Here is a 25,430-nt window from a genome sequence, read left to right as displayed (position 1 = left end):
TGAAATATCAAATTGACCTTCTTTCTGAGTTTCTACTATAACACCATAATCCTTGAATTTAAGTATAGATTTAAAAGAGCATTCTCCACCTGAGCAAGACGATAGTCTGAATATATCAACACCTTATCTATTTCTTTATTATGTGCAAGCTGATATATTCAACATATACCAGGCCGCTGAAGCGTATTTCCCTTTGCTACTTCTGTGATTTCCTTTGCAATCATATAACCTTGTTGTTCTGCATTTTTCTATATGTATCGCTATGTTAAAATGCTGCTCACTTTGATTGGATACCCTATTATATATTACCACTCTAGTCTGTATATCATTGCGTTCCTACAATTATCCTCCAAATCAATTATTTCACCCCTTGCTTATATCAAAACAAAGAGTAACTAGTTCTTTTATTATATTACGTTATATAGTATATGCATAACTAATATTAGATTTCCTGGTCATTTCTTACTAGCATATAGGAAGGAGCTGATTTATTCTTTGTAGAGATACATCATAATATGTTTCATTTTTTTCAAATCCAATAAATGATCGGTGAAGCTTTACCGCAGCTGCTCCTGTCGTACCAGAACCACTGAAAGGGTCAAGGATCATATCTCCTTCTTCAGAAGAGTTGAGCACTAGGTCTTCTATGATCGCTTGTGGTTTTACAGTTGGATGGCCATATAGCGTCTTATCTTTTTTATTCGTAGGTGTGATCCAGTATGTGTGACCTCTTTGGTATGTAGTATGTAATCGTGCGGATTTCCGAAAATATAAGCAATACTCTTTATCGTTTAGATAATTTCTGCCACAAGCCGGAATCGGGTTCGTTTTGATCCACACCAGGATATCATAATTACATCCGTGTTCTTTCACGAAGAAATCAAGATAGGGGATGATCTGTCGGCGATTACACCATATATAAATATTAACTGTCTTTAGCACTCGAAGAAAATCGTCCAGTATGGAAAACTCTATACCGGAAGTTAGATCATCCGCAGATAGCTCCCTTATCACAGAATGATAACTTTTTCCGATATCATTTCTCATACAAGATGTATATTTTGTATCGATGTCATAAGGTGGATCTGTGATAATCAGATCCACACTTTTATCAGGCAACTTCTTGATCTCCTCGTAGGCATTCCCAAGGATCAATCTCATATTTTCCATTTCGCTCACTTCCTTTACGGATATGTATTATAGCTCTAATCTGCTGGAATGTGCAGAGTTGTTATTTTACATGTTTACTGTATGATAGACTCCTGTTTATGTATATATCATTTCCGGATAAAATGAAAGATTATTACGATATAGCTGCTTCGTTATCTAGCACAAAAAAAACACCTAATAGGTGTGATTGAGTTTTTTTAATTATTTAGGCCTTTTGTGTTGAATCACCTTAAATATTGTGTATAATATAGATGAAGATGATCTTCTCCACAATAGTGAAGATAGATTATTCCTGGTTCAAAAGCGATCGCCCTAAACCGTGGTAAAGTTTAGAGGGCGATCACTTTTTTATTAGCTTCACAGTTTCTAATATAACTAGTATGATCAGAAAGCTGATATATAAGTCAATATTCAAAATGACCACCTCCGAACTATTCACTGAAAGGGTTCACAGTCGAAGTGGAATAATCTATCTTCGTATAAAATTATAGCATATATTTCACAGTTGAGATACATATAATGTAATGTTTATCTCAACTGTGACTTTTGTTACTTATATCTACTTATTTACTGAGCTGCGCTATCAATCGGTTACATAGTATAATCAACCACCGTTTCCATGTAGAGGATGATTCCGGATGCAAGAATTCTTCACGTTCCTGACAAGCAATCGCATGCGCAGGATTTTTGTTGCTTTCTATTTTCTGCAGTACGATCCTTTTATTCATCCGGTACACATAGCGAAACTGCGACCAGAGTTTTTGATGCATCCGGGCAGTAGGGCGGAGCTGCTTAGGGATCTCTTGAATCTTTGTCTTTCCTAATACGACGCTGAATAGATGTGTATGTATGATAGAATCGATCTCTGTATATATGACGGCTTCTTTATAAAAATGCTTGGCTATATGATCCAATGCCATCTTGATCGCATAGGCTTCGCCTTTCTGAATATTCTTTACATCCTTGAGGTACTTCGTTTTGGTATGAATCCGGATATGATCATCGATATAGATCGCACTGACGAGGACACCATCCTTTAAGCTGGCATCACAGAATATCTTTACTGCATAAGAACCTTCCTGAAGCAGTTCCTGCTTCGTTCTATAATACTTATCGACGGCGTTCATATAGTTCCTTCATCATGGCAGCTGCCCCATGAGTTTATATTGTACATCTTCATGTAAAGGCAGCGTATATATAGCATCCAATGGATGCTGCGTTACATCCTCATAACCTGTGACCAATAAGTTAAAATCGATCCTGTCTTTATTGTCCCGTATTTTTTGTATTAAGAGTCGCTTTGCATTCCGCATAGTACAAACAAACAATACACGGTAGTCGATGACATCGAGAGATAGAGCCTTTGCATGCAGTTCTTCATGAATGACACGACGATAGGATCTTATCTTTTTTTCAGCTAATGTCTGTGTGGGATAAGATCTTTCCAGTTCCACATATACCAATACGGATGAAGTTTTTGTTTTATCCTTCTGTTTGAATATCAAGATGGCGTCCGGGCGATTAGAAGTATCTTCCAGATATGCCTCCTTTTCATTCAGTATCTCATCTACATACCAGTTTGAATTCCCATCCTCATATTTAGACTGGATGATATCACATACGGTGGCCACTTGTACCTGGTGATACATGTAATAAGGACTGTAACTCAAAAATGCTTTTGTATTGTCCTTGGCCTCATATCCCATATCTTCCATGTACTGGAGGCCTCGTTTCCCTAACGTAACGATCTTGTATCCGGTTCGGAAACTTGCTGTATGGTTCGCAGGTATGAATGTCCGTTCTATGATCAAGAAGTCATGCAGAGCCAACTGTAGGATACGCCTTTCAATCGTATCCTTTTTTCTACCTTTATAAGCAAATAATTGTATATAGTCCATATCCACGAATCCATGTTTCGCTATCCGAACCATCAGTTCGATATCATCATCTAAGATCCTTGGTTTGTTCTTGTTTCCCATTAATGATTCCTCCTTTAGTTATCATAATAATAGTTATATAAGAGTAATAGTAACTATATCTATACAGTAGTATCAAATAGTATATATAGTTGTATCATGAGATAGATATGTATGAGGATAGAGTGATTTAAGGTTCTGATATAAGGCATAAAGCAGCGTTCCATAAGGTTGTTATAGTTTATATTATTTTATAAGGTAAAATAAGGTAATTTCTAAATCTTTCAATGTGCAAATAAGCCTTTAAATAAAGGGCTTTAAGGCAAAAATATATGACATATATCGAATATATATAGGCATAGTGGTAGGCATAGCTCTCGGCACAGTAACCGGCATAGTAAATACCGCTGTTTTTTATTCTACATCGACATGATGAACGGCAAGATAGCGAGGATGAAGATGATCGCATAACAGATAGTGATGGCCGTCTGTATCCTGCCGTAATATCGATATCCACCATATCCCAAGATAGCACAGATGAATACAATCGTAAGTCCTCCGACTTGCTCAGCCTGCAATGCTTTCCATGTATCCCGGAATACCTGCTGCACGCTCAGCAGCAGGTAGGAATCACTGATCCTTGTCATGAACTGAAAGAAGATGAACAATCCAAGGATCGATGAGATCAGGATCACCGGTCGGCGTTGTCCCTTTTGGAGGAGCTGCGATATCTTATACAGTAGAAATCTTATCCGTCCCATTCTCCATCACCTTTCTTTCGTCTTTTTATTTTACGGAATACGATCTTTTCTGCATCTTCCTTCGACAGGAAGTCACGCCGCATCAAGCTGCGTGCTTCATTGCGATTCTTTTCGATATTCATCTCTGCCTGTACGTTCCTGCCTTCGATATGTGGTACAACCTTACCGGCATTATACCGATATGGCGGATCCACTTCTACGAGTACCGTTTTTGCGATACGGTTATCTTCTGTAGATACATATCCGATCCGGTCGGGAAGTCCCTGCAGACCATCGATATCCGGATGGCCGGGAAGGTTTGCGGACATACGCACGGCTCCATCACGCCCCTGCCGGAAGGTCACCTTCGTACCGGCATTCCCAAGGATAGCCTTCAGGAAGCCTTGCTGGAACTGTTCCAGATATTGTGTCATCGGGATCAGTGCCATACCACCTTTCCTCAGCTCCGCCAACCAGCGCTCGTAGATATCGAACTGCACCTTATGACATTCATCGATGAAGGTCAGATGCAGACGTGAATTATCCGGACGCTTCAGACCGATCAGATAATATTTTAAAGAAATATATCCGACGATGATCCGTAGATCATTGTCATTGAGACCTTTCAGATTGAATAAGATGATATCACCTTTTTCGATCCATTCACGGACCTTGCGCAAGCCATCATACTTACTATGCATACCGAACATGAGCTTCTTCTTCGGTGTATTGATGAAAGGATCGGTACGGTTCAGGATGGGATCTACCTGCTGTTTATCGAAGCGTCCCTTTAGGAAGGCACATGCATCATCCGCATATACATTATCCTTCAGTCGCTCATACAGTCGCTCACGCATCGTTTCATTCTGAAACATCTTCGGGACATCCATGATCGTATGCTCCTCTTCATCCAGCAGGATCGTATTGATCGCACTGGTGATCATACGGTCTACCTGTACAGTGACTGCGGAACCGAACAACATCCGGAAATAGTCCAGGATCTCGGTAGAGGGGACATCCTTATTCAATAAGGAGATAGGAAAGATACAATCCTCATACCCAAAATCGATATAATGGATCTTTTCACGCAGCTTCGTGATATCATGACCATCCGCCTGCAGCTTCAGCATCATATCGATGACGCCCAGCACACTGGTCTCTGCAGGATCGAAGAACGTGAAACCCGGTATGTTCTTTTTCCCCTGTACGATGGATGTCAGGATATCGCGCATCATCTCCTCCGCAAAGCTAGATTTTCCGGAACCGGTCTGTCCGGAGATGACCATATGTTTACGCAGCTGGAGCTGCTTCAGAAAGACCACACGATCCTGCATCGGATGATAGACATGTCCGCATTTGATCCCGGACGCAAATTCTTCCTCCTTCAATGTCCGCTGACCGATCTCAAGTTTGTGTATCCGTTTCAGGATCTCAAGATCCTTCTTATTGTAGAAGGTCGGGATCTGAAACAGGTTCATCAGTTCGTTTCCTGTCAGTTTGGAAAATTTATAAGTATCCCGATAGATCGCCCGAAGCTCCTTTTCTCCTGCTGTCAGGTTGATGATCGTATTCGTGATCTCCAGGATCTGGTTTCTCTGGTATCTCGTCTTTCCGGATACCTTGATCATCACCTGCACATCGACATCCGTACTCACGCCTCGTAACATGCTCTTCGTTGCACTGAAATTCTTTTCGACACTGAAATCGATCGTGATCCTCGTCTTGTTGCGCATCGTCCCCAGGATGAACAAGAAGATCTGATCATCCCGGAAGGTCGCAAGGCTCTTTTTCGTATCTTTCTTCGCATGATCCAGCACATCATCCGTAAACAAGGTATGTACTGTCGTATACGGCGTGAGCGGTCTCACCGCTTCGAATACGTTCGCCTTATCCTGGAACATGTTCTGCAGACTGTTCAGGACGAGCCCATTCTCTCTTTCATCACTCACCTGTAAGTAGAAAGAGATCATCCCATCCGTTTGATCCTTACCGTCGCAATCGATGATGAAGCGATAATCCAGGATACAGTTTGGATCGAAGAGCTTCGATAGACGATCTCGCAACGAGCGACGCCTTTTCGTTCCGGACAATGTCTTCAAGAACATCCGCATCGTATCTACCTGGAACTGATGATCATATCTTGGTAATATCTGATATAACATTCCGCATTCCTCCTAACACCTATATCTCTCCAAGAGGAGTAAGCATCCGTTCTCCATATCCCAGGATATCGTCCGGTGTGAGCCATTCCGGTTTCTTTTCAGGAGGAAAACTCTCATACAAGGCCTGCATGATCTCAATCTGTTCCCATTCATCATTGGCCCAAAGGTCCTTGGCATTTCGGTTGCCATATCCCAGATAATAGTTACAGTCCTCCACCATCCGGGAGAGGAGCTGATAGCGGAACGTCTCATCATGTTTCAATATTTCTTCTAGCACCATATCTTCACCTCATCTCAATAAACTCGTTTCGATCGACCATGTCACGAAACGATATGATCGCATCTGCATCGCTTATGAAGTCGAAACTTTCTTCTACCGGTTCACCATCCGGAGATTTGATCCAATAGGTCAGCGTACCGAATGGATCCATGCCGGAGCGCAGGATGTATCCCTGATATTCATCCACGAGCTTACCGTCTGCCTCCATGATCATCTCCAATTCTTCCACATATATCTTTTCTGTAAAATGGCCATCACCAAGGATCCCCTCCACATACTTGCGCCACCTTTCTTCTACTTCCTTCATCATGATGTCCCAATATTCCTGATACAGGGTCTGATACTGTTCCTCGTATTCCTCACTTTCCATAAGGGCACATCTTTCCAGGGCATCTTTCCAATATCCTTCGCTCTCTTCCATCTTTTCCTGTAGTTCATATAAACGATGGATGATGTCCGCTTTCCTTCCTGTCATATCGGATCCTCCTCTTACTTTTCATAGAAGCCGTTTCCCAGGCTGCTCTCTTCTACCATCTTATAGATCCTCGCTTTCCCATCGATCCACTGTACACGCATCCGGACCAGATACCGGCTCGTATCGTTCCTGTCCGCATGCTGTGTCTGTGCAGTGTAGATGACATAAACTTCAAAGTCATCATCGGCTATCCTGTCGATAGCGCTGTCCATCGATGTGACTTGTGTTTCTGTCGTTTCTTCTTTCTTGATACGTTTACTCTCTCTTCGCATGGCCGCAAGCTCTTCCTTACTCAGATCCGGTACCAGTGACTGGTACAAGTCGTCGCTGAGAAGTTCCTTGACCGGTTCGATACGATCCAGGAAGATATCACTGCTGCGGCCTTCGGTCTTCACTCTCACGAAGCGTTCTGCTGCGCTCTTACAAGCCTCTTCCACATCATTGGGAACATCCGACTGAGGAGATGGCTCCGTTGTTAGCTTTTTCTGTATCGTCGTACTGCTCTGCTGCGAGCTCACCTTCGTTTCCGATGGCTGATTCATCCATAGAAATGCTGCTATCACAGCTATGAGGATCCCCATAGACACGATCGTTTTCTTTTCCATATGTAGCCTCCATTATTTGAATTTGATGTATGTTTCCGGATCCACACTACCTTCTGTCGTTGCGATCACAGGGGTTGAGAAATGCATCTCCATATGTACATGGGATGCTGTCGAATTTCCAGAATGTCCCTGGCTGCCGATCCGTTGTCCTTTCTTTACGCTCTGTCCTGTCTTGACGTCCACATCCTTCATATGGCAAAGCAGGATATAGAGTTCTTTTCCTTTATACTTCATCTTCAGCTGGACAAAGTTTCCGGCACCGGCATAAGCACCACCCGGACACATATTCCCAAGGTATCCTCCATCTGCAGGACAGCTCGAGGATGCCTGATATACCTTCGCATCACCGGGAGCGTAGATCGATGCACCATAGGAGCCATCCAGATCGACACCATAATGGAAGTCACCGATCGATGGTCGATTCCCATACCCACTGGTGAGCGTGTAGCCCTTCAATGGCGGGATCAGGGTACCGTCCCCGCTGATAAAATCCAATGCGTCATAGTAGGACATCACCTTATCGGCATAAGGAGGATCTCCATAGACGCTCCATCCGGTCTTTCCCTTCATGATATCGGAAAATTCCTGTGCTGCTTCCAGTGTCCATCGTCCACCTTTTTCACGATCGATCCATTCGATGAATCCATTTCCGAAATTATATCCGCCTAATGCCACCCGGATGCGACCTTCATCGGATGCATCCTTGACCTTCGCCCTTTTCAGGCAATCCTGCAGCTCTTTGATCCCGCAGCGGATCGAGTAATGCGGATCCTTGATCCCATTGGGTATCTGCGGATATTTTTTGTTGAACGGCCCTTCCGATGCCTGCATAGGATCACCGCCTGTCCCACCGGATTCTACCTGCATCACTGCCAGGATCAGATCCACATAATCTTCCATGCCTTCGAGCTTGGCGATCTTGGACACATAGGGACGATAATATTCGACGGAGGAACTGAGGTTGTTTTTGGGCGTCTCATTCCCATCTCTCACACCACCGCCAAGGAACATCAGAAACATCATCATGATAATGATAAGGGGAAGGAAAAGGAGAAGGAGCTTCTTAATCGTCTTCATTCAGGAGGTTCTCCTCTTCCTGCGGCAGTGTATCCTCTTCCGGTTTTGTTGAAGCCTCATGTTCTGCTGGCACATCCTGTTCGTTTATCGGTCCGATCTCTTGTCCTCCTTCGACGACATCCGTTCCTGCAGGCACACTGTTTGGATCATCCGGCTGCTGCGTAGCTTGTGTAGGTTCTGTGTTCATTTCTACTTCTGTGCTATCTTCTATGGAAGCTGACGATGTCTCTTCCGCTGTTCCTTCAGGATCCGTATGGTTCGCAGCTTCTGTAGGAATAGGATCATTATCCGAGCAATCTTTCAGATCATCTTCTGTTTCAGGATCCACTGTTTCCGGAACTCCTTCCACATCTGAGAGATCCGGGGCTCCTGCATCCTCGATAAGATCATCGTCATCGTCCATATCGATATCCGACATATCTTCTTCCGACATATCCACTTCATCGCTCAGGTCTTCCTCTTCCTGCGTTTCTGCACTCATGTTCTGTATGTCAGCTGCATGTTCTTCATCGAATGGTTCACCATCTCCCGGATCCGTTTCCTGTGCCCCACCATCGATGTCTTCCTGTGTCTCAGAAGTCATTTCATCAGATCCTTCTGTTTCACTCTCTGCTTCTGTAGGCGCACCCTCACTACTTGTGTCCGGACCAGCCTGTCCTGCCGATTCACTGGCACCATCTGCAGGTGCTTCCTCATGATCCGCAGAGTCCACATCATCCTGTATATCGTTCGAATACATATCGGGATCTTTTTCATCTCGCAAGGCGTCGTCATCATAGCTGCTATCATATGGATCATCATGATCACGAAGATCACGATCATCACTTTCTCCATAGCCACCTGTGCCACTGCCGTTTCCTTCACCGCCACCATCAAACGCATCACTTTGTGAAGCAGAGCCTTTCAACTGTCGGTACGTCGACATCGGAGAGGAGCCCAACAGCATTCCTTCTGCCACGATCTTCCCATCTTCCATCAGCTTTGACATGATCGTCGGCAGATTCTTGATCACGAATCTGAGCAGGACGATGAGGATCACATCGACTGCCAGCATGAGCAGGACACTGTAAGCGGATATCTTCGTGCATAATTCTACCAGGAAGAACAGCGCCATACTGAACAGGATATCCGCAAAGATCGTGACCATGCACCATAGGAGCCTGTCTGTGAACCATTGGCGAGCTTTTCGTCCATGCTTGAGCAGCCACCAAATGAGCTGATACACACTCAATCCCAGAACGATATATTTTGCGGCCTTTACAGCTCCCAAGCCGATACAGATCGCTGCGATGACGATACTGATCGCTCCACGATGTACTAACAAGACGAAGGAGAGTCCCAAGACCCGCATTGCGGAACCACCATCATGCGTGATCACATGATTTCCGAACTTGTCATATTCATCCTCCGCATGATCTTGTGATGGATCGTTCAGGAGGCGCTGTACTCGCTTTTCTACCTTTTCGATAGCATCCTTATCGTCCGATCCGGCGATCTTCGCAAGATCTGTCGTACCGAAATGTCGTACCATGAACGGCTGTTTCTGCAAGATATCGAAGATGTTCTGCTTGTTCATGATCTCCGGATCTTCCTTTTTTTCTCCGAATACGAAAGTTTCCGTCAACATCTGTGTTGTCACTTCCTCAAACCCATTTGCAATCTTGCGTCCATTCTGACCGATGAAGGTGATGAAGGTCATCGATAGGAAGGCGGTAAGCACGATCTGTACGATCTGTTGCCATCGCACGATCCTGGTAAAGTCTTTGATGAGCTTATACAGGATAGAGGACAATGCAGCTATCAGGAGCACTTTATTGATCCAGGAATCAGGATCGCTCCAATCGAAAACGACCTTGTCGATCATATCAAAGATCCCCTGTATGACGGTCCCCAAAAAGCTGGAGGATACCAGGTTATAGATCGTCAACACGAAGAAGGTGATCACGAACCCGATCATTTCCAGAAGCAGCGTTATCAGATTCATGAAACATGTGACGATGGAATCCCCATCAAGCAGGTTGAGCCCTTTGGTCTTCGCTGTCATACTGGAATTATAGAGATTCTTGATATAATCCCGGTCCATTTCTTTTTTTCTCGTATCTTTATCTAAACTGAGGATCGCATCCGAGAGAAAATCAGAAGTATTGGTATCTGCCTTTTCTTTATCGTTCTTCTCTGCTGTCGTCTCTCCGGGAGAATTACCGTTGCCGATCGCTCCATCCATAGATTCCGCATGGATCCCTGTCGGGAACAGCAGCAGGAACAGCAAGCTCAGGATGGTGAGGCATCTACGCCACCTCATGACTCCGTCTCCTGTTCATCGATATCCTTGAAGGTGCGGAAGGCATCCGAGAACATCGGAAGGATCGCCATCTTCGTCAGGCACTTTCGGTTGTTGTAATCACAGTATAAGAAATTGTGTTGCTTTGCCTGGTCGACACCTTCCTCCTTCGTTCGATCCTGCAGGATAGCGGAAAGCGTGGAATTGCCATCCAGATCGAAATGGCACAGAATACGCTGGATCTCGTCCTTGCTCTTCATATTGCCGATGAAGAACTGCCCGGTATTGTTGATGATGGAATCCGGAAGATCGCTCCAGTTCTGCAGGATGATCAGCATATCACACAGCTCCGATCTTGCGATCAGATTGTTGTTCACCAATACGGACATACCACCCGGGACTGTCGAATACAGTTTTGCCTCATCGAACAGCATCGTCTTCGCTTGTCCTTTGTACATACGCAGGAACATGTTCGTGATCTCATTGACCTTTCCCAGGATGAGGGAGAAGATCCGATGTTCCAGATTTCCGGAATCATAGCTATAGGTGCCCAAATCTCTGGAATACACAGGCATCTTCGCGAACGTGATCAGATTGAAGGGGCGATCGAGACGGAACACCTTCGAGATATCGGTATCATCGTCCCCGAAGAACAGGCGGGCCATCGGATCATTGCGCAGGGAATACAGACTGCGTGCAAGCTTGGGATCCCTGTTCATCATGACATCGACCAATCTTCGCATCGTGATCCGTGTCATCTTTCCACTGTTGATCGCTTCACTCAGTTCCATATATGCTTCATCGACCTGCATCAGATCGATCTCCTGCTGTGGATTGATGGCACGCACCAGGGCGATGATATCATTCTTGGCCGCTGCCAATGCATCTAAGGGAGAATCCGGATGTAATAGGAAGGCATCGAACATACCGTTTGGACAAGATGGATCTCCGATGATGAGGTGCGAGGTCAGATCACCGAATCGATCCAACAGCTTCACGAGCTTGTGACGGTCACCTTTCGGATCGACCAACAGCAGCCGGTGCCCATAGAAGATCATGGAGAGGAGTGCAAAGTAGTTGGCGATCTGTGATTTCCCGGAACCGGTCTCTCCGACAAAGGCCACCGTAGAGGAACCTGTCTGCGTCAATCCCTTGATCGGAGCCTCGATATCGATCCGTACCGGCAGGTCTGCAGGTCTCGTATATGTGAGCACGACTCCTTTATCTGCTTCTCCTATGTATAAGCCACCGAAAAAATTAAAATGCGCAAAGTACAAAACATCTGTTAGATTCACATACCGGTAACAGCCGTTCTTGTATGGGAATAGGTGTTCCGCAAGCTGTTCCTGTTCACCGATTGCATACGTCAATTGGATCCGTTTCCCTTCGAATCTCTTCTGCAGCTTGTCGCTGCGCTTCATCAGCATGTCCTGCGTATTGGCACGGATGCGTAACATCATCTGCCAGCGGATCTTGGAATCTTCGATCGATGGATCCACATCTTCTCCGATCTTCGCAAGCTCGAAGGCTTTCTGTGCTTCCTTGTCCTTTCGTCCGCTGCTCTGCCAGTAACGGCGTGCATTCTTATGGATCTCCTCACGTTTTCCGGTCATATTGCTCTTGAAGGTCTGCGTATGCTCCAGGTCGAACTTGATGATCGTGTCGACAGGGAAGGTATAGAGCTGGATCTCATTGACCGCCACATTCGCACGATACCCATCCTCCAATCGATCCTGGATGAGTTTATCTGCGATGAGCACACGGGAATACAGTTCACGGAATCCACCTTTGTTCTTCAGTGTCTGATAATGATATTCCAGCTCCGTTGCCTGCGGGATCGTGTAATAATCGGATATCGGTATCTCGATCGGGATCGCCAGATAATCATATAGATGCTGTATCTCTTTCTTGTCCGGTCGTTCCACACTCAGATCCATAGTCAATTTCTTGTATATCTGTTCATCGATGACCTCACTCAGATCGACCATCCGCTTTTCCAACGGATCGTCGTTCTTGCTCAGCCAACCACTCAACCACTTTTTCTTCAATGGATCACGGTTGTCTGTAAAGCATATGTGTATCCGATAGCGATACTTGATACCACTTGTCAGCTGCGCTTTGATATCCTTCATGAAGGAGCGATACAGCTTCTCTGTCTGTGGATCACCATTCGTCTCATATAACGTCTTATAATGCTCTAGGATCCCCTGTTCATCGATGCGCTGTGGCAGGATATAGATCGCTCCCGGCATATTGACAGACAGGATCTTACGATGCAGGTTGTCGATCAGCGTCTGTAGCTGATGATCAGATGCATACAGGCTATTCATCGGACGGATCTCATAGTGATAACAGATACATTCCTTACAGTAGACGATGTTTCCTTCTCCATAGCTGTAATAAGGTTCAACGTACACACCGATGCACTCTCCCTTCTTTTTCTTTCGATAATCTATGTGTGTGTCCTTGGGAATCGTACAGGATGCGATAGTTCTTCACATCCCGATAGTAGAACGTGATCAGCTTGTTCTTGCGGCTCTCCCGGTCGATCTCGGTCAGGAACATCACAGCACCGATCTCCATTACCGCAGCGATCCCGATAGACAACAGGATCCCCAAGGATCCGAACAGATGATACGCAGGGATACCGATGGGGATCAGTGCAAACAACAGACCGCCCAACATCACGAGCACCATCAGCCAACCGTTCAATTCGATCCCGATATAGGGGATATACAGCTTCTGCTTGTGTGTCTCGACAGCCGTATAATTATAGGCGCTCTTCATGATGGTCCTCTATATCTTGATACCTACGAACCGCAATGCTTTCAGGACGAGATCCCATATCCATGTGAGTGGTTTCGTCAGGAATGAGATGATCGATGACGGCTCTATCTGAGCGATGATCGTGAAAGCGACCAATACGATGAATCCGATGAACGCTTCATCGATGACAGACTGCCATTTTCCACCCGTGCGGCGCAGAGATTCTTTTGCGCTTTTCAACAAGAACACCATGAGCGCCACGAATATGATGAGCAATACCAAATAATAAAAGACCTTGAAACCATCTAATTTTGTAAAATCCATACCTAATACTCCTCCTTTGAAATGATCTTATTCGTTTTTCTATCGAACAGGAAACGCACCGTACGTTCCTGTTGGAATAGTTCCTTCGTTTCATAGCGGACGATCACATCTGCCTGTATCTCATCCTCATTCTGTATGGCGGATTGTAGACTGACGAATACCGGTTTCGTATCCGGATCCAATGGTTTCAGCGTTTCCGGATCCTGCATCAGGAGCCGTGCCTGTTCCAGATCAGCGGCATAGGTCGTAAAGAACAACTGGATCGTATTCGTGATCTCCTGCTTCTCCTGTTCCGTACAGTCCGTTCCCTTGATATCTTCTTTTTCTGTCTCCAGTCCTTTTTTCATATCTTCCTTCATAGCAGCTGGCGCAGTTGATATCATCGAGATCGGACGATCCACGATATAGTGACCATCTTTTTGAATAGAACGTATCGCGATATATGCCGTTTGTCGTTTACTCTTGCCTTCGTCGTCTTTCAGATCGAGAGATACTCTGGCATAGGATGTGAGCCGGCCTTCCTCTGTATCGGATGGCTCCACCTGATATACTTCTACGGTTCCTACCTCGGCACGCTTGATCTTTTGATCATAGGATACGTTCCAGCTTCCTCCGGTCGTGAATTCCTGTAAGAACTGCTGACTTTCTTCATCCTGGGGATATTTATAATAGTTTTTTATATAATCCTCCAGGAAGCTATAGTCGTTCACCGCTACTGCAGGCGTTATGTCCGGTCGTTCCTGAGCAAGGGAACGGAATCCTCCCAGCAGACCGATACCTACGATCAGATACAGAACTGCTTTCTTCAATCGCACGATACGCCGTTGTCGCTTCATCAGCTTCTGTAGATGTGCTTCCAACTCTTCCTCTGTATGTTCTACCTGTTGTCCCTCATTTCCTGTGTGCTCTTCTATGCCCTGATCCAAGTGCTTATGCAGTCGCTTGAACAGCATCTTCCTCACTCCTTCCTATCATCCTTACATCGTTTCTATTGGCAGATGTACCAGTCACTGGTACATCATCGTAGGTCGAGCCGATAGCCTGTATAGATACCGGCATCATCCTGTAACACATCACACTGGTACCTCCTTCCACTTGCGACTCCTGCGGCATTACATTTCTCCTGTGCTGAGGAGAAACTCTCTCCATTGGCAAACAGCCATGTCTGTACGCCGATCGATGGGGCCGGTTCCTGTGGCTTCTCTGCTTCAGGATCCGGAGCGGAGCCTGTAGTCGTATCTTGTTCTTTCGGCGGCTGTGTAGTTGATGGTCGCTCTTCCTTCTGTGGATGCTGTGGCTCCTTTTCCTTCGGCGCCTCTTCTTTTTCTTTGACGATGAGCCGCAGCTCCTTCGTGGCAGTATGACCGCTGGAATCCTTGACCTTATAGGTGATCGTATAGGTACCGGCTTTCTTCACATCATAGCTTCCACGGATCGATACGTCCAGATCACCGTCATAGTCACTATAGGCTTTCCTTACATAAGATCTTGCATCAAATACTTCCTTCACATAGATCTCGACCTTATCCTTTTTGAGTTGAAGGACAGGTGGTTTCGGCGCCACCACCCGGATCTCCTTCATGAACTCTTTTTGTCCTCCATCCTCTCCCACAGCGATATATAAGAGCTTCTTTACCCCCGGGGATGAGGTGTCGATCGTCGGATATAGGATCTTCACAGATGTCGTGGAGCGAATCAGATCGACAGGTTCGATCTTCTCGTTCAGTTTCACCTTTTCCGTATCCTTGAATGTGATCGACAGGTCATCTTTATCTGCCGGTTTCGGAAATAAGAAATACCAACATCCCAGGCAGATCAGTAAGACACAAAGGATGAATGTCATATACTGACTTTTTCTCACTGTGCCTCATGCTTTCTATGAAGGAAGAAGACAGTGGCACATGCGGATATGCCAATCAGGAAGATCCATCCGACTATATCCGTATGGTCGCCGGTATTTGGACCGCCAGACGTCGGGAGCGGTCTGTCAGGGAAGATGATCGTACGCAGCTTATCGTCACCGTTGACCCAATTATCATTGATCGTTACCTTGATGACTTCCTTAGATAACTGATATCCGGCAGGAGCTTTCGTCTCTTTTACATACACTGTCCCATAGATCAGACCATCGAACACTGCTATACCACTCTTTGGATCTGTCTTCTCCGCTTTGATGATCTTCGTGCAAGCTGCATCGGAATACAGAGTAAACTCAGCTTCTTTTAAAATGCTCTTATGATCATAATAATCGACTTTCCGCACGTTCAATGCCGGTAAAGGCGCATGTTTTGGGAATACTTCGATATGATAGTTCATCTGCTTGGCGGTCTCATCCCACATCGGGACGCTGATCAGTGTCGGCTGTATCGTTTCATAGCCCGCCTGATTGCTCACATACAACAGATAGACGCCTACCTCCAGATCTGTGAAATCCACGATTCCCTGCGCATCTGTCCGCTTTGCCTGTAATGGGCTCTTGACCAATGGACGCAATGTATCTGCGGCCTCCTGTAACCCTTCTGCTGTTTTTATGTCGTTCATATCCACACCTGCAGAACGATACAGATCATCAAGTACATAACTTCCGTCCTTTATATCTGCGACACGTGACAATGAGAGTTCCACCCCTTCTCTGGATAGTCGATCTTTCGTTTCTTCAAGTTCCACGTGTATGCTGCCCTTCTCCTGAACAGAGGGATCGGGTTTAAGTTCGATTTCCTGTGCTTGTATCGGCTTGATACAACATAATGACAACAACGATAATGTCATGATGCGAACTATCTTATTACGCTTCTTCATGTTCTTTTGACCTCCTTTTTCTATAATGATAGATTTCTTTTCCCAACAGGAGCGTGATGATCACAAAGGGTGCTGCCGTAAAGATAAGTTCTCGTATCGACATTATCGATCCCTGGATCGATTCCTTTTCCTGTTTCTCATAAGCTGCCCGTTCTCCTGTTATGAGCAACCTTTTCGTATTGATCCCGTATGGCGTACAGGTGATGAGCGTCACGAGGTCTCTTCCTTCCTGTATGCTCAGTTTATCGATATCATCCGGATATGTCGTTTGGATATCGCAGATCCGATAGGCCAGCGTCCTGCCGAGTACATCGATGTAGAAGAGATCGCCTTTTTCCAATTCATCTAATCTGGTAAATAGCTTTGATGATGGAAGACCACGATGTCCGCTCAATGCCGCATGTGTACTCTCACCACCGACAGGAAGACTGCTGGATCGAAGATGTCCCACACCTTTTGATAGGACGCTCTCACTCACACCGTGATAGATAGGAAGATCGACACTGATCTTTGGTATCTCGATGCGTGCCATGACATCGCTGTCCTTCAATCGCAGCTGTTTTTCATAAGCCTTCTCTGTCAGATACTTGTCACTGATACCTTGGATATAGTTCCCCTGCGTTTGAAACAATATATCGTTATAGGTATCTGCCGCCTTCAACAGATCTTCCACCTGATCTTCATTGCGTCGTAGCACTTTGGTATATGTCTTCAGGGAATCGGACTGTACACTTCGCTGATACAGACCACTCACTATGGGATAGCTGCAGATCAGAAAGCCGACGAGGATGATTGCTATGCTCCACCATCGTCTTCCGGATCTTTTTTCACGCTTCATTTCCCATCATCCACATGGCTTCTCTTTCTGTGGATACCATAACCGGCGATCATCAGCCCTGCCCCAAGAGCGACCATGACGATCGTCAACTGTGATCCTGTGACCGGTAGTTTACTTCCTACTTTGTTTACTACCGTTAGATTCATGGAACCTTGCGTCGCATCTGCCTCCAGTTTATTATCTTTTTCAGAAGTTGCACCATCATAGAATTCTTTAAAATGAGCAGTTGCCTCCAGCTTCTGCAGGATCTTATCCGTTGCGCCTTCGCCGGCTACGTAGCTGTTTCTATCGTTCGTATAGGTCGGTCTTACCGTCAATACGATCGGGTCCAATAATTTCCGGTATCCATCCGGTGCTTCTACCTCCGAAAGGTAATACACACCCTGATCGAGACCATAGATCGTGAAATTGCCATCCAAAGGTGTGACGATCTCGACGGCTTCATTCGGCTGTGTCCCACCGTCATGATCATTACCGCCTACAGCATCACGGTTGATCACGTTATAACCGTCAGGAGTACGTTTCAGATATACTTCCTTCGTACAGTCCGCATCGCTGTACAGACGGAATCTTGCGTCCTTCAACGGTGCGTCATGGTCATTGACCTTCGATACGTTCAGCTTATAGGTGAAGCACACGACCGTATCCCACGGTGTCTCTCCGGTCTTTCCGACACCATCCGCATCCGGATCATTGGAGAACTCCAGCTTCACACTGTTCTCGAAGCCCGGTCTTCCAGTATCCTTGGCAGCCTCATCGTTCAGCTTAGCATCATAGCGAAGGACGATCTTCTGTCCATAGACGTTCTCCTTGTCCTTGTTCATACCTTCCGGAAACTCGCGGTCTACGATCTTCTTCAGGTCTTCGATCTCTATCTTGAACGTCGTTCCTCCTACATTTTCCAATATGTTGTATTCGCTGGGATCGACATCATAGGTCTTCTTTCCATCCATGATCTGGATCTTTACGGTATCCGGGTCAAAGGTCAGTGCTTTATCCATCTTGTCATGGAAAGCAAAATAATACGTGTGATATCCATTCATATCCGGTACAGCTGTATCATAACGATACGGAACGGTCTGACCGATCTCGTAGTCCGCGATATCGTTCCATCCATCTGCGCCGATCTCCTCCTTATGGTCATCCTCCTGTATCTTCTTCGTGATCGAAGGATAGTCGGATTTGATCTTTACAGCAGCATTTGGATTAGCCGTATTCACCATACACAGAGAGCTTGCGGAGTGCGTCCCTGCATTATCGGATATCTCATCGGTGATGTAGTATCCGAATTCCAGACCGTCGAAACGGATATTGCCGTTATCCATCGTTTGCGTGACATGGATATCGGTCCCTTGTTTCTTCTGTGCACGCAGCTCTGTAGTGATCTCTTCGATGAAATAGCGGAATTCGCTGTATCTTCCTTCCAACTTCTGTTCTGTCACAGCACCTTCCACCTTATGATTGTTTAAAGACTGGATGTAGTCGACTGCTTCATATTCCGTCACATCCTTTGCCGGTTTGTTCAGGCGTTTCCCGATGACCTTCTGCAAGACATCCTGATAGGCAGGTGTCCAGGTATAGTTCACACTTTCCAGATGCGCTGCGTTCTTTACAGAGAACAGCTGATACAGACGAAACTTCTTTCCTATGAGCGATTGTCCTTCATTCGCTTCGATGGTGATGGCGGCACCGCCTTTCTTCAGGTCTACGATACCGCCCGGCGTCGTGATCTCCTGAGCTGCATGGATCACTAGACTAGTGATGGTCAATGCCGGAAGTGCACCGGATAACAGCATCCCTGTCGCCAGAGCAGGGATCCCCAGATATTTCATTACGTTCTTTTTATTCATTCTCTAACTCCTCCTCGTAAGCTTTTTCTCCCTAAGAACATCAATCCCATGCCTATGATAAACATCGGGAACATGAGATCACTGCCTGTTTCCGGCAATTTGATACCTACCATATTCACGATCTCCATATGCACGACTCTTGCTTTCTTCGTACCCTCGATGCGGATAGCACCTGTCGTGACCGTATCTTTCGGTGTATATTTCTTACCGTCTACCCATAACTCGAACAGGTCATTGACCGGGGAAGAGACGGTCTCGATCTCATAGATATGAGGCTGTTTCGTATCCGGATCTAATGGGATACGGTATCCATCCGGTGCTTTCGTTTCTTTGAGGTAATACTTCGTTCGATCCTTCAGACCTGCAAAGCTCAATACACCGTTATATGAGGTTCTCTTTGCGACTACTTTCGTACAGGCTTTATCGCTGTATAGTGTAAATTCCGCACCGTCCAACAGCTGCTTGTGGTCGTTGAGCTTCGTGATCTTCAACGTGAACGGAGATACCTTGTCACTCACGGTTATGATGCCGTCGAATGCATTTGTCTTCTGGAAGGTAATGCCTGTATTCGTCAGGTCTGTTAGTACCTTGACGCCCCCACCGGATAACACTTCAAAACGTACTTCGGTAGGATTGATATCATAGCCATCCATGACAGCCTTTTCTTTGAGCTTGTAGATGCCCGGACGAAGACCGACGAACTGGATGGAGCCGTTCTTATCTGTTTTTATTTCTGAGGTAGTTCCATTCGGTTTTGTGAATGTGAAGATCGTATTTGGGATATTCAGCTTAGGTTCTTCCTGGACCTTATGGATCCGCAACTTGATGATATCCTCAAGGACATTTTTTGAAACTGTGATGACACTGGTCGTTTGTGCTGCAGGATTGATCGTCACATCATATGACTTAGGATCCAGGCGGTATCCCAGACTGGCCTTCGTCTCTTTCAGGGTATATTTTCCCAGGTAGAGACCTGTTTTCGTGGCATTACCATTCTTATCCGTGGTCAGCGTTGCGACCAAAGCGCCTTTTTTATATTTCACGCTCTGATCGGCAGGATCCAGGATATTTTCCTTCGCTCGTAACTCATAAACAGCGCCCTGTAGCGTTGCGTCTCCCTGTGGTTTTTTATTCGTCTTACTATCTGCCTTGGATAACTTCAATGTACCGGACTGGCGTTTATCTGTGCCTGTCACGGTGATCGTCTGATTGTGATTACTGATCGTGACAGGATATTTCGTCTTATTGAGCGTATATCCTGATGGCGCAATGACCTCTTGCACATAATACTCGCCAACACGCAGATACCCGGACATGGAATACCCGGATGCCTTCGTAACGAGGCGCTGGAGCTCCTGACCTTGTTGGTTGAAAATCGCATACGTCGCACCTGCGACTTGTTTCTTGGAATCCGTATCGACCTTACGGATCTGGACACGACCTTTCTTCCAATCATTACGAGCGGTGAAAGAGGCCGTCTTATTGGAAGATACACTTACCTTATGGATCGTCTTGTCCAGGATCAGATGACTTGGTACAGCACTCTCCTGCACATAGTAAGTCGCAGGGGCAAGGTCATTTACAGTGACAGTACCGTTGGAGCCTGTTTGGTAGGTTCCGATCGGGGAGGACATATCGGCATTTTTAGATACCTTGAAGGAAGTGTTCGGTACTAGATTTCCATCTTCATCCTGTTTCATGATCTTTAATGAACCATATTTATTTACTTTTATTTTCAATGATAATGGAATTGGATCTTCACGCAAAGGTACTACTATATCTTGACCTCCGGCTTTTCTATGTACGAGTGATTGACCAACCATTTCCGGTTTGATTTTATTTAAACTATATGTGCTGTTTTCACTTGCACTAGCACTGGCGGTAATCGTTAATTTATTTCCACTACGTTTTGCTGTTATTCCTTTCGGAATACTTTCTTTACCTTTGAAATCCTGCAGGACGTTATTGGTGTCTGTCAGTGTAGTACTTTCACCGGCATTCAAGGTAACAGTTTTCCCATTGAAGCTAGGGCGTTTTGTCATATTCTTGATCATCTCGTTGACTTCAGCTTTTCGTTTCTCGTAATTCGGAACATTATGGTCCGTAGGTTTATATCCTAGATATTCCCATACCATCAGCTGACCAACTGCATAATTCCACTTGGATTGGTTGGTGTTGACATATGCGTAATACCAAATATCGGCTATACGATCAGCTTGGTACTTTGATACTGTATAACCACTCCAACCATTGATGACCTCCCAAGGCTCACTACATACACCGACACCTTGTTCGACATGGATCTTTTCAATCTTTTGATGATCGAACCATGCGGTATACGCAGGATTATCTGGATTGTGCGCTTGTCCACTATGCCAGTATCCGGTATCTTCCAGGTTTGTGACATTGGCTTTGATTGTTATCGTGGATAACATATTAGATCCACATAGCAAGATCGAAGCGAATATCATGATGATACTTTTTAATTTCTTCCGCATCTTGTTTTCCTCCATAAATTTTCACACATTTTTGATATAGGCATTACTCATACAATGTCATGTACGAAACCTTTTCCTGTATTCGCCTTACGCTGCGAGCAGCTGCGAGCCATATCTTACCTTGTAGTAATTCATATGGTCACCTCCAATAAAAAAAGACGAACCTCTGTCCGTCTTGATTTTCTATTAACAAAAAAGAAGCGATATTTTCGCTTCTACATTATTTAATACCAATATACACTCCACTTTGGATTTGGATCTTTGAATACGTTTTCTTCATATCCTTCTACATAGCTTATATTGCATGTGCTGTAACCTAACCCAAAATAAGGACTATTTTCATCGGACGAATTATATATTTCAAACGCCCAATTATTTGCTTCCTCTTGTGTGTCAAATATCGGTGATTGCATAGAGATAGGTAAACCTTGCTTTCTACCATCATATGTGATATGCGGAGCTGAAGGTGCTGGAGCAGGTGTTGACGGCTTTGCCTGGGAAGGAGCGGAACTCTGTGCTCCATTGGAACCGTGGGAGCTTCCGGTATTCGCAGTGCTGCTTCCTTGTCCTCCACTTGTCCCTGCATTTTGATTACCTGTAGATGGAGAGGATGTCTCTGATCGTTGTCCAGCATTATTGTTATTCTGGGCTGCTTCAGATTTCTGTCCTTCCGTAGTTGCCTTTTCTTTTTCCTTTACGATGACTTTGAATTTCTTCTCCGTCTTGTTTCCGTTCACATCAAATGCTTTTACAATGACTTCGTAAGTTCCGGCTTTCTTTGTGTTTAATTTTCCTTTATCAATGTAGTAGCCAGATTTTTTCGTTTCTTTATCGCTGTATTTCAGAGTACCATCTATAGGATCCTTTACTGATTTAACATTGTCTTTCAGATCAAGCTTATCACCTGCAGTGATCGTGACATTATCCTTCTTCAGTACAATTTCAGGTTTCTTCGTATCTTTAACTGTGACCTTGATTTCCTTTTCTATAGTCTTATCTCCATTACTGAATGTGACCTTCAGTGTCTGGTCTCCGAGTTTCTTCGCATTAAAATCCTGTACTTTATCTACTTTGATATTTTTATCAGATTTTTTTGCGTCAAAGAGTTTATTGTTGTCGAGCTTATCGCCATATTCCACAGTCAGCTTGTCTGTTATCTTTACCTCTAGCTTTTTACTACATCCTGTCAATACGAGTGCTGCCACTGCAGCGATACTTAGTAATTTCTTCATAATAGTTTCCCTCCACTTTTTATCTATTCTTAGTATATCACTATCGTAAGGTGATAACAATTACATATACCCTTCGATATCTCTTTTTATATTAAATTCCTATTTGTTGACCAAATGTATCATTTTCACTTGCGCCTATCATGTACCAGTGACTGGTACGATTGCCTTGCATTATTCTAGCTTTTTCTTTCCTATCTGTTATAATTATAAGCAGGTCGTATCCCACCTTGTAGCCGATCGTAGAGGCCTGATCCATGCATACAGTAGAACTTCTTTATTACATTTTACTCTCATGTTTCTACGATCGTCCAGAAGATGGGATATTGAGGAAAAGAATCTCGACTTTTTACAGTACTGACTGATTTTCACAATTTCATCTGTTTCCGAGAACGATGATGTATTCCGGGAACATTAGCATGATTTTCTCCGCTCCGTATGTTGATTCCTATGTTTATGCCGAGATATGGCTCATGACACCTTTTCATATGAATGTCCGAATGTACCAGTCACTGGTACATTTTTTTACATGATGATTGTATAAATCGATAAAACATTGTACATATACTTCTTTTTTTCTATTAACGTATATGTATTCACACACTACCGTATTTCATGTGCTATAATCTTATTGTTTCATATTTCCTATCCTGTAGCTGGCGGTAGAGAGTTGATTATCTAAGCAAAGTCATCCATATACCATGATTAGATTTATGATTACATTTCTCCCTTAACTCTCTACCGTCCACTTCAGGGTACATATGCAGACCTTATATCCTGCAGTCGGTGACAGATCGTCGATTTTGCCTGTTCTGATTCTGTCATCGACTAGAGGGTATAAGTTTCAGCTAATTCTCACTCATATAACAGAGTCTATATGAGTTTTTTACTTACTCTCCTTCGTGGTGGCTACGCTTCTCCGTATCTGCTTTTCCTAGCAGATAACAGAGGAAGGCAGATAGATTGATGACCAGAAATATGATCAGACTTCTTGCTTCTTCCATTTACCTATCTCCTTATGATATTTACGCCGTAGCTTATAATAGGTAGATAGAGATATATGTAACTGTTCAGCAGCATCTGTTGCTGTTATTTTATTTTTAGATTGCAGATATGCAAGCTTCAGGAATTTCTTACTACAGCGGATTGCAGGCCGCCCAGAATGGACACCATTCTGCTGCGCGTTCTGTATTCCGATACGCTGCTTCTCCCTGCGTGTCATTTCCTCTTCAAAGACGTGTTCACACGCTTGTATCAAACATACGAATGGTGCCAGCATTTCCTTATCGATTTCTTCAACAGGCAGTTGTTCATAGCACATCTTTGCATTTGGTAATGCTTTTGATAATTCTGTATAGGTTTCGATCCTCATGTGATTCCTCCTTTCACTGTAACCTCATCTATAAAAACCGATATACGTTCCTGTACCACTCACTGGTACATCCTCTTAGAAATTCGTCGTTAGATCCTTTTTTACGAATTCATCTAACGATACCTGAAAGAAATCAGCGAGCTTCAAAACTACTTCTATCCTCATATTCTCATCATGTTTCTTAGATAATATCTGAAGCGTATTCGTGTTGATACCTGTTTCTTTTGCAATTTTTCTAAAGGATAGATCTTCTCTAAATTTTAGATAATTAAAATTTTTTTGTAGATACATCATACTCATCCTTTCTGTTTTGAAAGCTGTAGCGAATTACACGACTATGATCTGTTGTAGAAGCCGGCAGAGAAACGGAACTGATGTCATCTCCTAGTAGAAAGGAGATGATGTTTATGGAATTTTTAATTTTGTAAATATAATCTTATTGATTATCAGGACTCTTATTGAGTTATATAAAATTTCTAAGAAGTAAGATATGATTCATATTAGTTTTTTGGTTTTCATAAGTATCAGTTCAAATTACAGTTCTTATCTCAAAATCCTTGAGATGTACAGACTGTAATCGTTCCTCTGTCGGCTTCTACAACAGATTTTTTGTACCACTCACTGGTACATATTTTGAATTATGTATTTTTCTCTAGATCTTCAAGATCTATTTTAACCAATTCATCTAGACTTACATTTAACAATTCAGCAAGTTTTACTACTATCTCGATACGCACATTATTTTGATCACCATTACTTACTATATTTATCGTTTCTGTACCACATTTGAGGAATGATCTGATATCTCGATAAGTAAGATTATTTTTCTTTTTTAAATAATTGAAGTTTTTTTGTAAATACATTTAAAATCCTCACTTTCCATGATATACTTTCTTAATGAACAAGTAATTGTTCATTTCTGCTGTTACAGTCGGTAGGGAATCTGGACAGATATCGTCTCCTGTAGAAAGGAGCCGATGATTATGGAATATTTTGATTACATAATTAAGATCTTAACAATAGTTTCTAGTATTCTCGCGATTTATAA

At 44.2% G+C, this 25,430-nt stretch carries 22 protein-coding genes; all 22 read right to left on the bottom strand.

Features of this window, described 5'->3' with window-relative positions; all coding sequences use genetic code 11:
• Window positions 1–465 precede the first annotated feature (465 nt).
• The 22 genes from GKZ87_03960 to GKZ87_03855 all read right to left on the bottom strand — a co-directional run bounded on the left by GKZ87_03960 (window position 466) and on the right by GKZ87_03855 (window position 25,245).
• Window positions 466–1,170 carry a site-specific DNA-methyltransferase gene (locus tag GKZ87_03960; GenBank protein ID QSI24724.1) on the bottom strand — a complete coding sequence of 235 codons (705 nt, stop codon included), beginning with the start codon at window positions 1,168–1,170 and terminating at the stop codon, window positions 466–468.
• Between the two features lie 563 nt (window positions 1,171–1,733).
• Window positions 1,734–2,297 carry a hypothetical protein gene (locus GKZ87_03955; protein ID QSI24723.1) on the bottom strand — a complete coding sequence of 188 codons (564 nt, stop codon included), beginning with the start codon at window positions 2,295–2,297 and terminating at the stop codon, window positions 1,734–1,736.
• Between the two features lie 12 nt (window positions 2,298–2,309).
• The gene (locus GKZ87_03950; GenBank protein ID QSI24722.1) at window positions 2,310–3,149 is read right to left on the bottom strand and encodes a hypothetical protein; all 840 of its coding nucleotides are present in this window, start codon (window positions 3,147–3,149) and stop codon (window positions 2,310–2,312) included.
• A gap of 356 nt (window positions 3,150–3,505) precedes the next feature.
• A complete protein-coding gene (locus tag GKZ87_03945; protein ID QSI24721.1) occupies window positions 3,506–3,847 on the bottom strand; it encodes a hypothetical protein in 342 nt (113 codons plus the stop codon).
• Window positions 3,835–5,988: a DUF87 domain-containing protein gene (locus tag GKZ87_03940; protein QSI24720.1), complete on the bottom strand. Its 2,154-nt coding sequence runs from the start codon at window positions 5,986–5,988 to the stop codon at window positions 3,835–3,837. Before GKZ87_03940 ends, GKZ87_03945 begins: the two co-directional genes overlap by 13 nt.
• 19 nt (window positions 5,989–6,007) lie before the next feature.
• Window positions 6,008–6,268, bottom strand: coding sequence for a hypothetical protein (locus GKZ87_03935; protein ID QSI24719.1), 261 nt, complete (start codon window positions 6,266–6,268; stop codon window positions 6,008–6,010).
• A gap of 4 nt (window positions 6,269–6,272) precedes the next feature.
• Complete coding sequence (locus tag GKZ87_03930; protein ID QSI24718.1) at window positions 6,273–6,743, bottom strand: hypothetical protein; 471 nt, start codon at window positions 6,741–6,743, stop codon at window positions 6,273–6,275.
• 14 nt (window positions 6,744–6,757) lie between these two features.
• Entirely contained in the window at window positions 6,758–7,348 is a 591-nt protein-coding gene (locus GKZ87_03925; GenBank protein QSI24717.1) for a hypothetical protein, read from the bottom strand.
• A 12-nt stretch (window positions 7,349–7,360) separates the two neighbouring features.
• The gene (locus tag GKZ87_03920; GenBank protein QSI24716.1) at window positions 7,361–8,425 is read right to left on the bottom strand and encodes a peptidoglycan DD-metalloendopeptidase family protein; all 1,065 of its coding nucleotides are present in this window, start codon (window positions 8,423–8,425) and stop codon (window positions 7,361–7,363) included.
• A complete protein-coding gene (locus GKZ87_03915) occupies window positions 8,412–10,727 on the bottom strand; it encodes a hypothetical protein (protein QSI24715.1) in 2,316 nt (771 codons plus the stop codon). Before GKZ87_03915 ends, GKZ87_03920 begins: the two co-directional genes overlap by 14 nt.
• Window positions 10,724–13,123, bottom strand: coding sequence for a hypothetical protein (locus GKZ87_03910; GenBank protein ID QSI24714.1), 2,400 nt, complete (start codon window positions 13,121–13,123; stop codon window positions 10,724–10,726). Before GKZ87_03910 ends, GKZ87_03915 begins: the two co-directional genes overlap by 4 nt.
• Window positions 13,113–13,493, bottom strand: coding sequence for a hypothetical protein (locus GKZ87_03905; GenBank protein QSI24713.1), 381 nt, complete (start codon window positions 13,491–13,493; stop codon window positions 13,113–13,115). Before GKZ87_03905 ends, GKZ87_03910 begins: the two co-directional genes overlap by 11 nt.
• A gap of 9 nt (window positions 13,494–13,502) precedes the next feature.
• Window positions 13,503–13,796: a hypothetical protein gene (locus GKZ87_03900; protein QSI24712.1), complete on the bottom strand. Its 294-nt coding sequence runs from the start codon at window positions 13,794–13,796 to the stop codon at window positions 13,503–13,505.
• A gap of 2 nt (window positions 13,797–13,798) precedes the next feature.
• Complete coding sequence (locus GKZ87_03895) at window positions 13,799–14,749, bottom strand: hypothetical protein (protein QSI24711.1); 951 nt, start codon at window positions 14,747–14,749, stop codon at window positions 13,799–13,801.
• 65 nt (window positions 14,750–14,814) lie between these two features.
• Window positions 14,815–15,657, bottom strand: coding sequence for a DUF5011 domain-containing protein (locus tag GKZ87_03890; protein ID QSI24710.1), 843 nt, complete (start codon window positions 15,655–15,657; stop codon window positions 14,815–14,817).
• The gene (locus GKZ87_03885) at window positions 15,654–16,595 is read right to left on the bottom strand and encodes a hypothetical protein (protein QSI24709.1); all 942 of its coding nucleotides are present in this window, start codon (window positions 16,593–16,595) and stop codon (window positions 15,654–15,656) included. The genes GKZ87_03890 and GKZ87_03885 overlap by 4 nt, the downstream gene beginning before the upstream one ends.
• The gene (locus GKZ87_03880) at window positions 16,582–17,433 is read right to left on the bottom strand and encodes a class C sortase (protein ID QSI24708.1); all 852 of its coding nucleotides are present in this window, start codon (window positions 17,431–17,433) and stop codon (window positions 16,582–16,584) included. Before GKZ87_03880 ends, GKZ87_03885 begins: the two co-directional genes overlap by 14 nt.
• Window positions 17,430–19,283 carry an isopeptide-forming domain-containing fimbrial protein gene (locus GKZ87_03875; GenBank protein QSI24707.1) on the bottom strand — a complete coding sequence of 618 codons (1,854 nt, stop codon included), beginning with the start codon at window positions 19,281–19,283 and terminating at the stop codon, window positions 17,430–17,432. Before GKZ87_03875 ends, GKZ87_03880 begins: the two co-directional genes overlap by 4 nt.
• Entirely contained in the window at window positions 19,280–21,781 is a 2,502-nt protein-coding gene (locus tag GKZ87_03870; protein QSI24706.1) for a hypothetical protein, read from the bottom strand. Before GKZ87_03870 ends, GKZ87_03875 begins: the two co-directional genes overlap by 4 nt.
• 224 nt (window positions 21,782–22,005) lie before the next feature.
• Window positions 22,006–23,013 (bottom strand): flagellar biosynthesis protein FlgM, encoded by a 1,008-nt coding sequence (locus tag GKZ87_03865; protein QSI24705.1) that lies wholly within the window; start codon window positions 23,011–23,013, stop codon window positions 22,006–22,008.
• Window positions 23,014–23,992: 979 nt separating this feature from the next.
• Window positions 23,993–24,382: a recombinase family protein gene (locus tag GKZ87_03860; GenBank protein ID QSI24704.1), complete on the bottom strand. Its 390-nt coding sequence runs from the start codon at window positions 24,380–24,382 to the stop codon at window positions 23,993–23,995.
• A gap of 638 nt (window positions 24,383–25,020) precedes the next feature.
• A complete protein-coding gene (locus GKZ87_03855) occupies window positions 25,021–25,245 on the bottom strand; it encodes an XRE family transcriptional regulator (GenBank protein ID QSI24703.1) in 225 nt (74 codons plus the stop codon).
• Window positions 25,246–25,430 lie beyond the last annotated feature (185 nt).

It is taken from the genome of Erysipelotrichaceae bacterium 66202529, from assembly GCA_017161075.1.
GTDB lineage: Bacteria > Bacillota_I > Bacilli_A > Erysipelotrichales > Erysipelotrichaceae > Clostridium_AQ.
Note: the sequence above shows the minus strand (reverse complement) of the source record. Positions and strands in the feature narration are given on the sequence as shown.

What these genes read in the sequence shown, in the direction of transcription:
- GKZ87_03960 (QSI24724.1), bottom strand. Translation starts at nt 1,170, where the DNA reads ATGGAAAATATGAGATTGATCCTTGGGAATGCCTACGAGGAGATCAAG.
- GKZ87_03955 (QSI24723.1), bottom strand. Translation starts at nt 2,297, where the DNA reads ATGAACGCCGTCGATAAGTATTATAGAACGAAGCAGGAACTGCTTCAG.
- GKZ87_03950 (QSI24722.1), bottom strand. Translation starts at nt 3,149, where the DNA reads ATGGGAAACAAGAACAAACCAAGGATCTTAGATGATGATATCGAACTG.
- GKZ87_03945 (QSI24721.1), bottom strand. Translation starts at nt 3,847, where the DNA reads ATGGGACGGATAAGATTTCTACTGTATAAGATATCGCAGCTCCTCCAA.
- GKZ87_03940 (QSI24720.1), bottom strand. Translation starts at nt 5,988, where the DNA reads ATGTTATATCAGATATTACCAAGATATGATCATCAGTTCCAGGTAGAT.
- GKZ87_03935 (QSI24719.1), bottom strand. Translation starts at nt 6,268, where the DNA reads ATGGTGCTAGAAGAAATATTGAAACATGATGAGACGTTCCGCTATCAG.
- GKZ87_03930 (QSI24718.1), bottom strand. Translation starts at nt 6,743, where the DNA reads ATGACAGGAAGGAAAGCGGACATCATCCATCGTTTATATGAACTACAG.
- GKZ87_03925 (QSI24717.1), bottom strand. Translation starts at nt 7,348, where the DNA reads ATGGAAAAGAAAACGATCGTGTCTATGGGGATCCTCATAGCTGTGATA.
- GKZ87_03920 (QSI24716.1), bottom strand. Translation starts at nt 8,425, where the DNA reads ATGAAGACGATTAAGAAGCTCCTTCTCCTTTTCCTTCCCCTTATCATT.
- GKZ87_03915 (QSI24715.1), bottom strand. Translation starts at nt 10,727, where the DNA reads ATGAGGTGGCGTAGATGCCTCACCATCCTGAGCTTGCTGTTCCTGCTG.
- GKZ87_03905 (QSI24713.1), bottom strand. Translation starts at nt 13,493, where the DNA reads ATGAAGAGCGCCTATAATTATACGGCTGTCGAGACACACAAGCAGAAG.
- GKZ87_03900 (QSI24712.1), bottom strand. Translation starts at nt 13,796, where the DNA reads ATGGATTTTACAAAATTAGATGGTTTCAAGGTCTTTTATTATTTGGTA.
- GKZ87_03895 (QSI24711.1), bottom strand. Translation starts at nt 14,749, where the DNA reads ATGCTGTTCAAGCGACTGCATAAGCACTTGGATCAGGGCATAGAAGAG.
- GKZ87_03885 (QSI24709.1), bottom strand. Translation starts at nt 16,595, where the DNA reads ATGAAGAAGCGTAATAAGATAGTTCGCATCATGACATTATCGTTGTTG.
- GKZ87_03880 (QSI24708.1), bottom strand. Translation starts at nt 17,433, where the DNA reads ATGAAGCGTGAAAAAAGATCCGGAAGACGATGGTGGAGCATAGCAATC.
- GKZ87_03875 (QSI24707.1), bottom strand. Translation starts at nt 19,283, where the DNA reads ATGAATAAAAAGAACGTAATGAAATATCTGGGGATCCCTGCTCTGGCG.
- GKZ87_03870 (QSI24706.1), bottom strand. Translation starts at nt 21,781, where the DNA reads ATGCGGAAGAAATTAAAAAGTATCATCATGATATTCGCTTCGATCTTG.
- GKZ87_03865 (QSI24705.1), bottom strand. Translation starts at nt 23,013, where the DNA reads ATGAAGAAATTACTAAGTATCGCTGCAGTGGCAGCACTCGTATTGACA.
- GKZ87_03860 (QSI24704.1), bottom strand. Translation starts at nt 24,382, where the DNA reads ATGAGGATCGAAACCTATACAGAATTATCAAAAGCATTACCAAATGCA.
- GKZ87_03855 (QSI24703.1), bottom strand. Translation starts at nt 25,245, where the DNA reads ATGTATTTACAAAAAAACTTCAATTATTTAAAAAAGAAAAATAATCTT.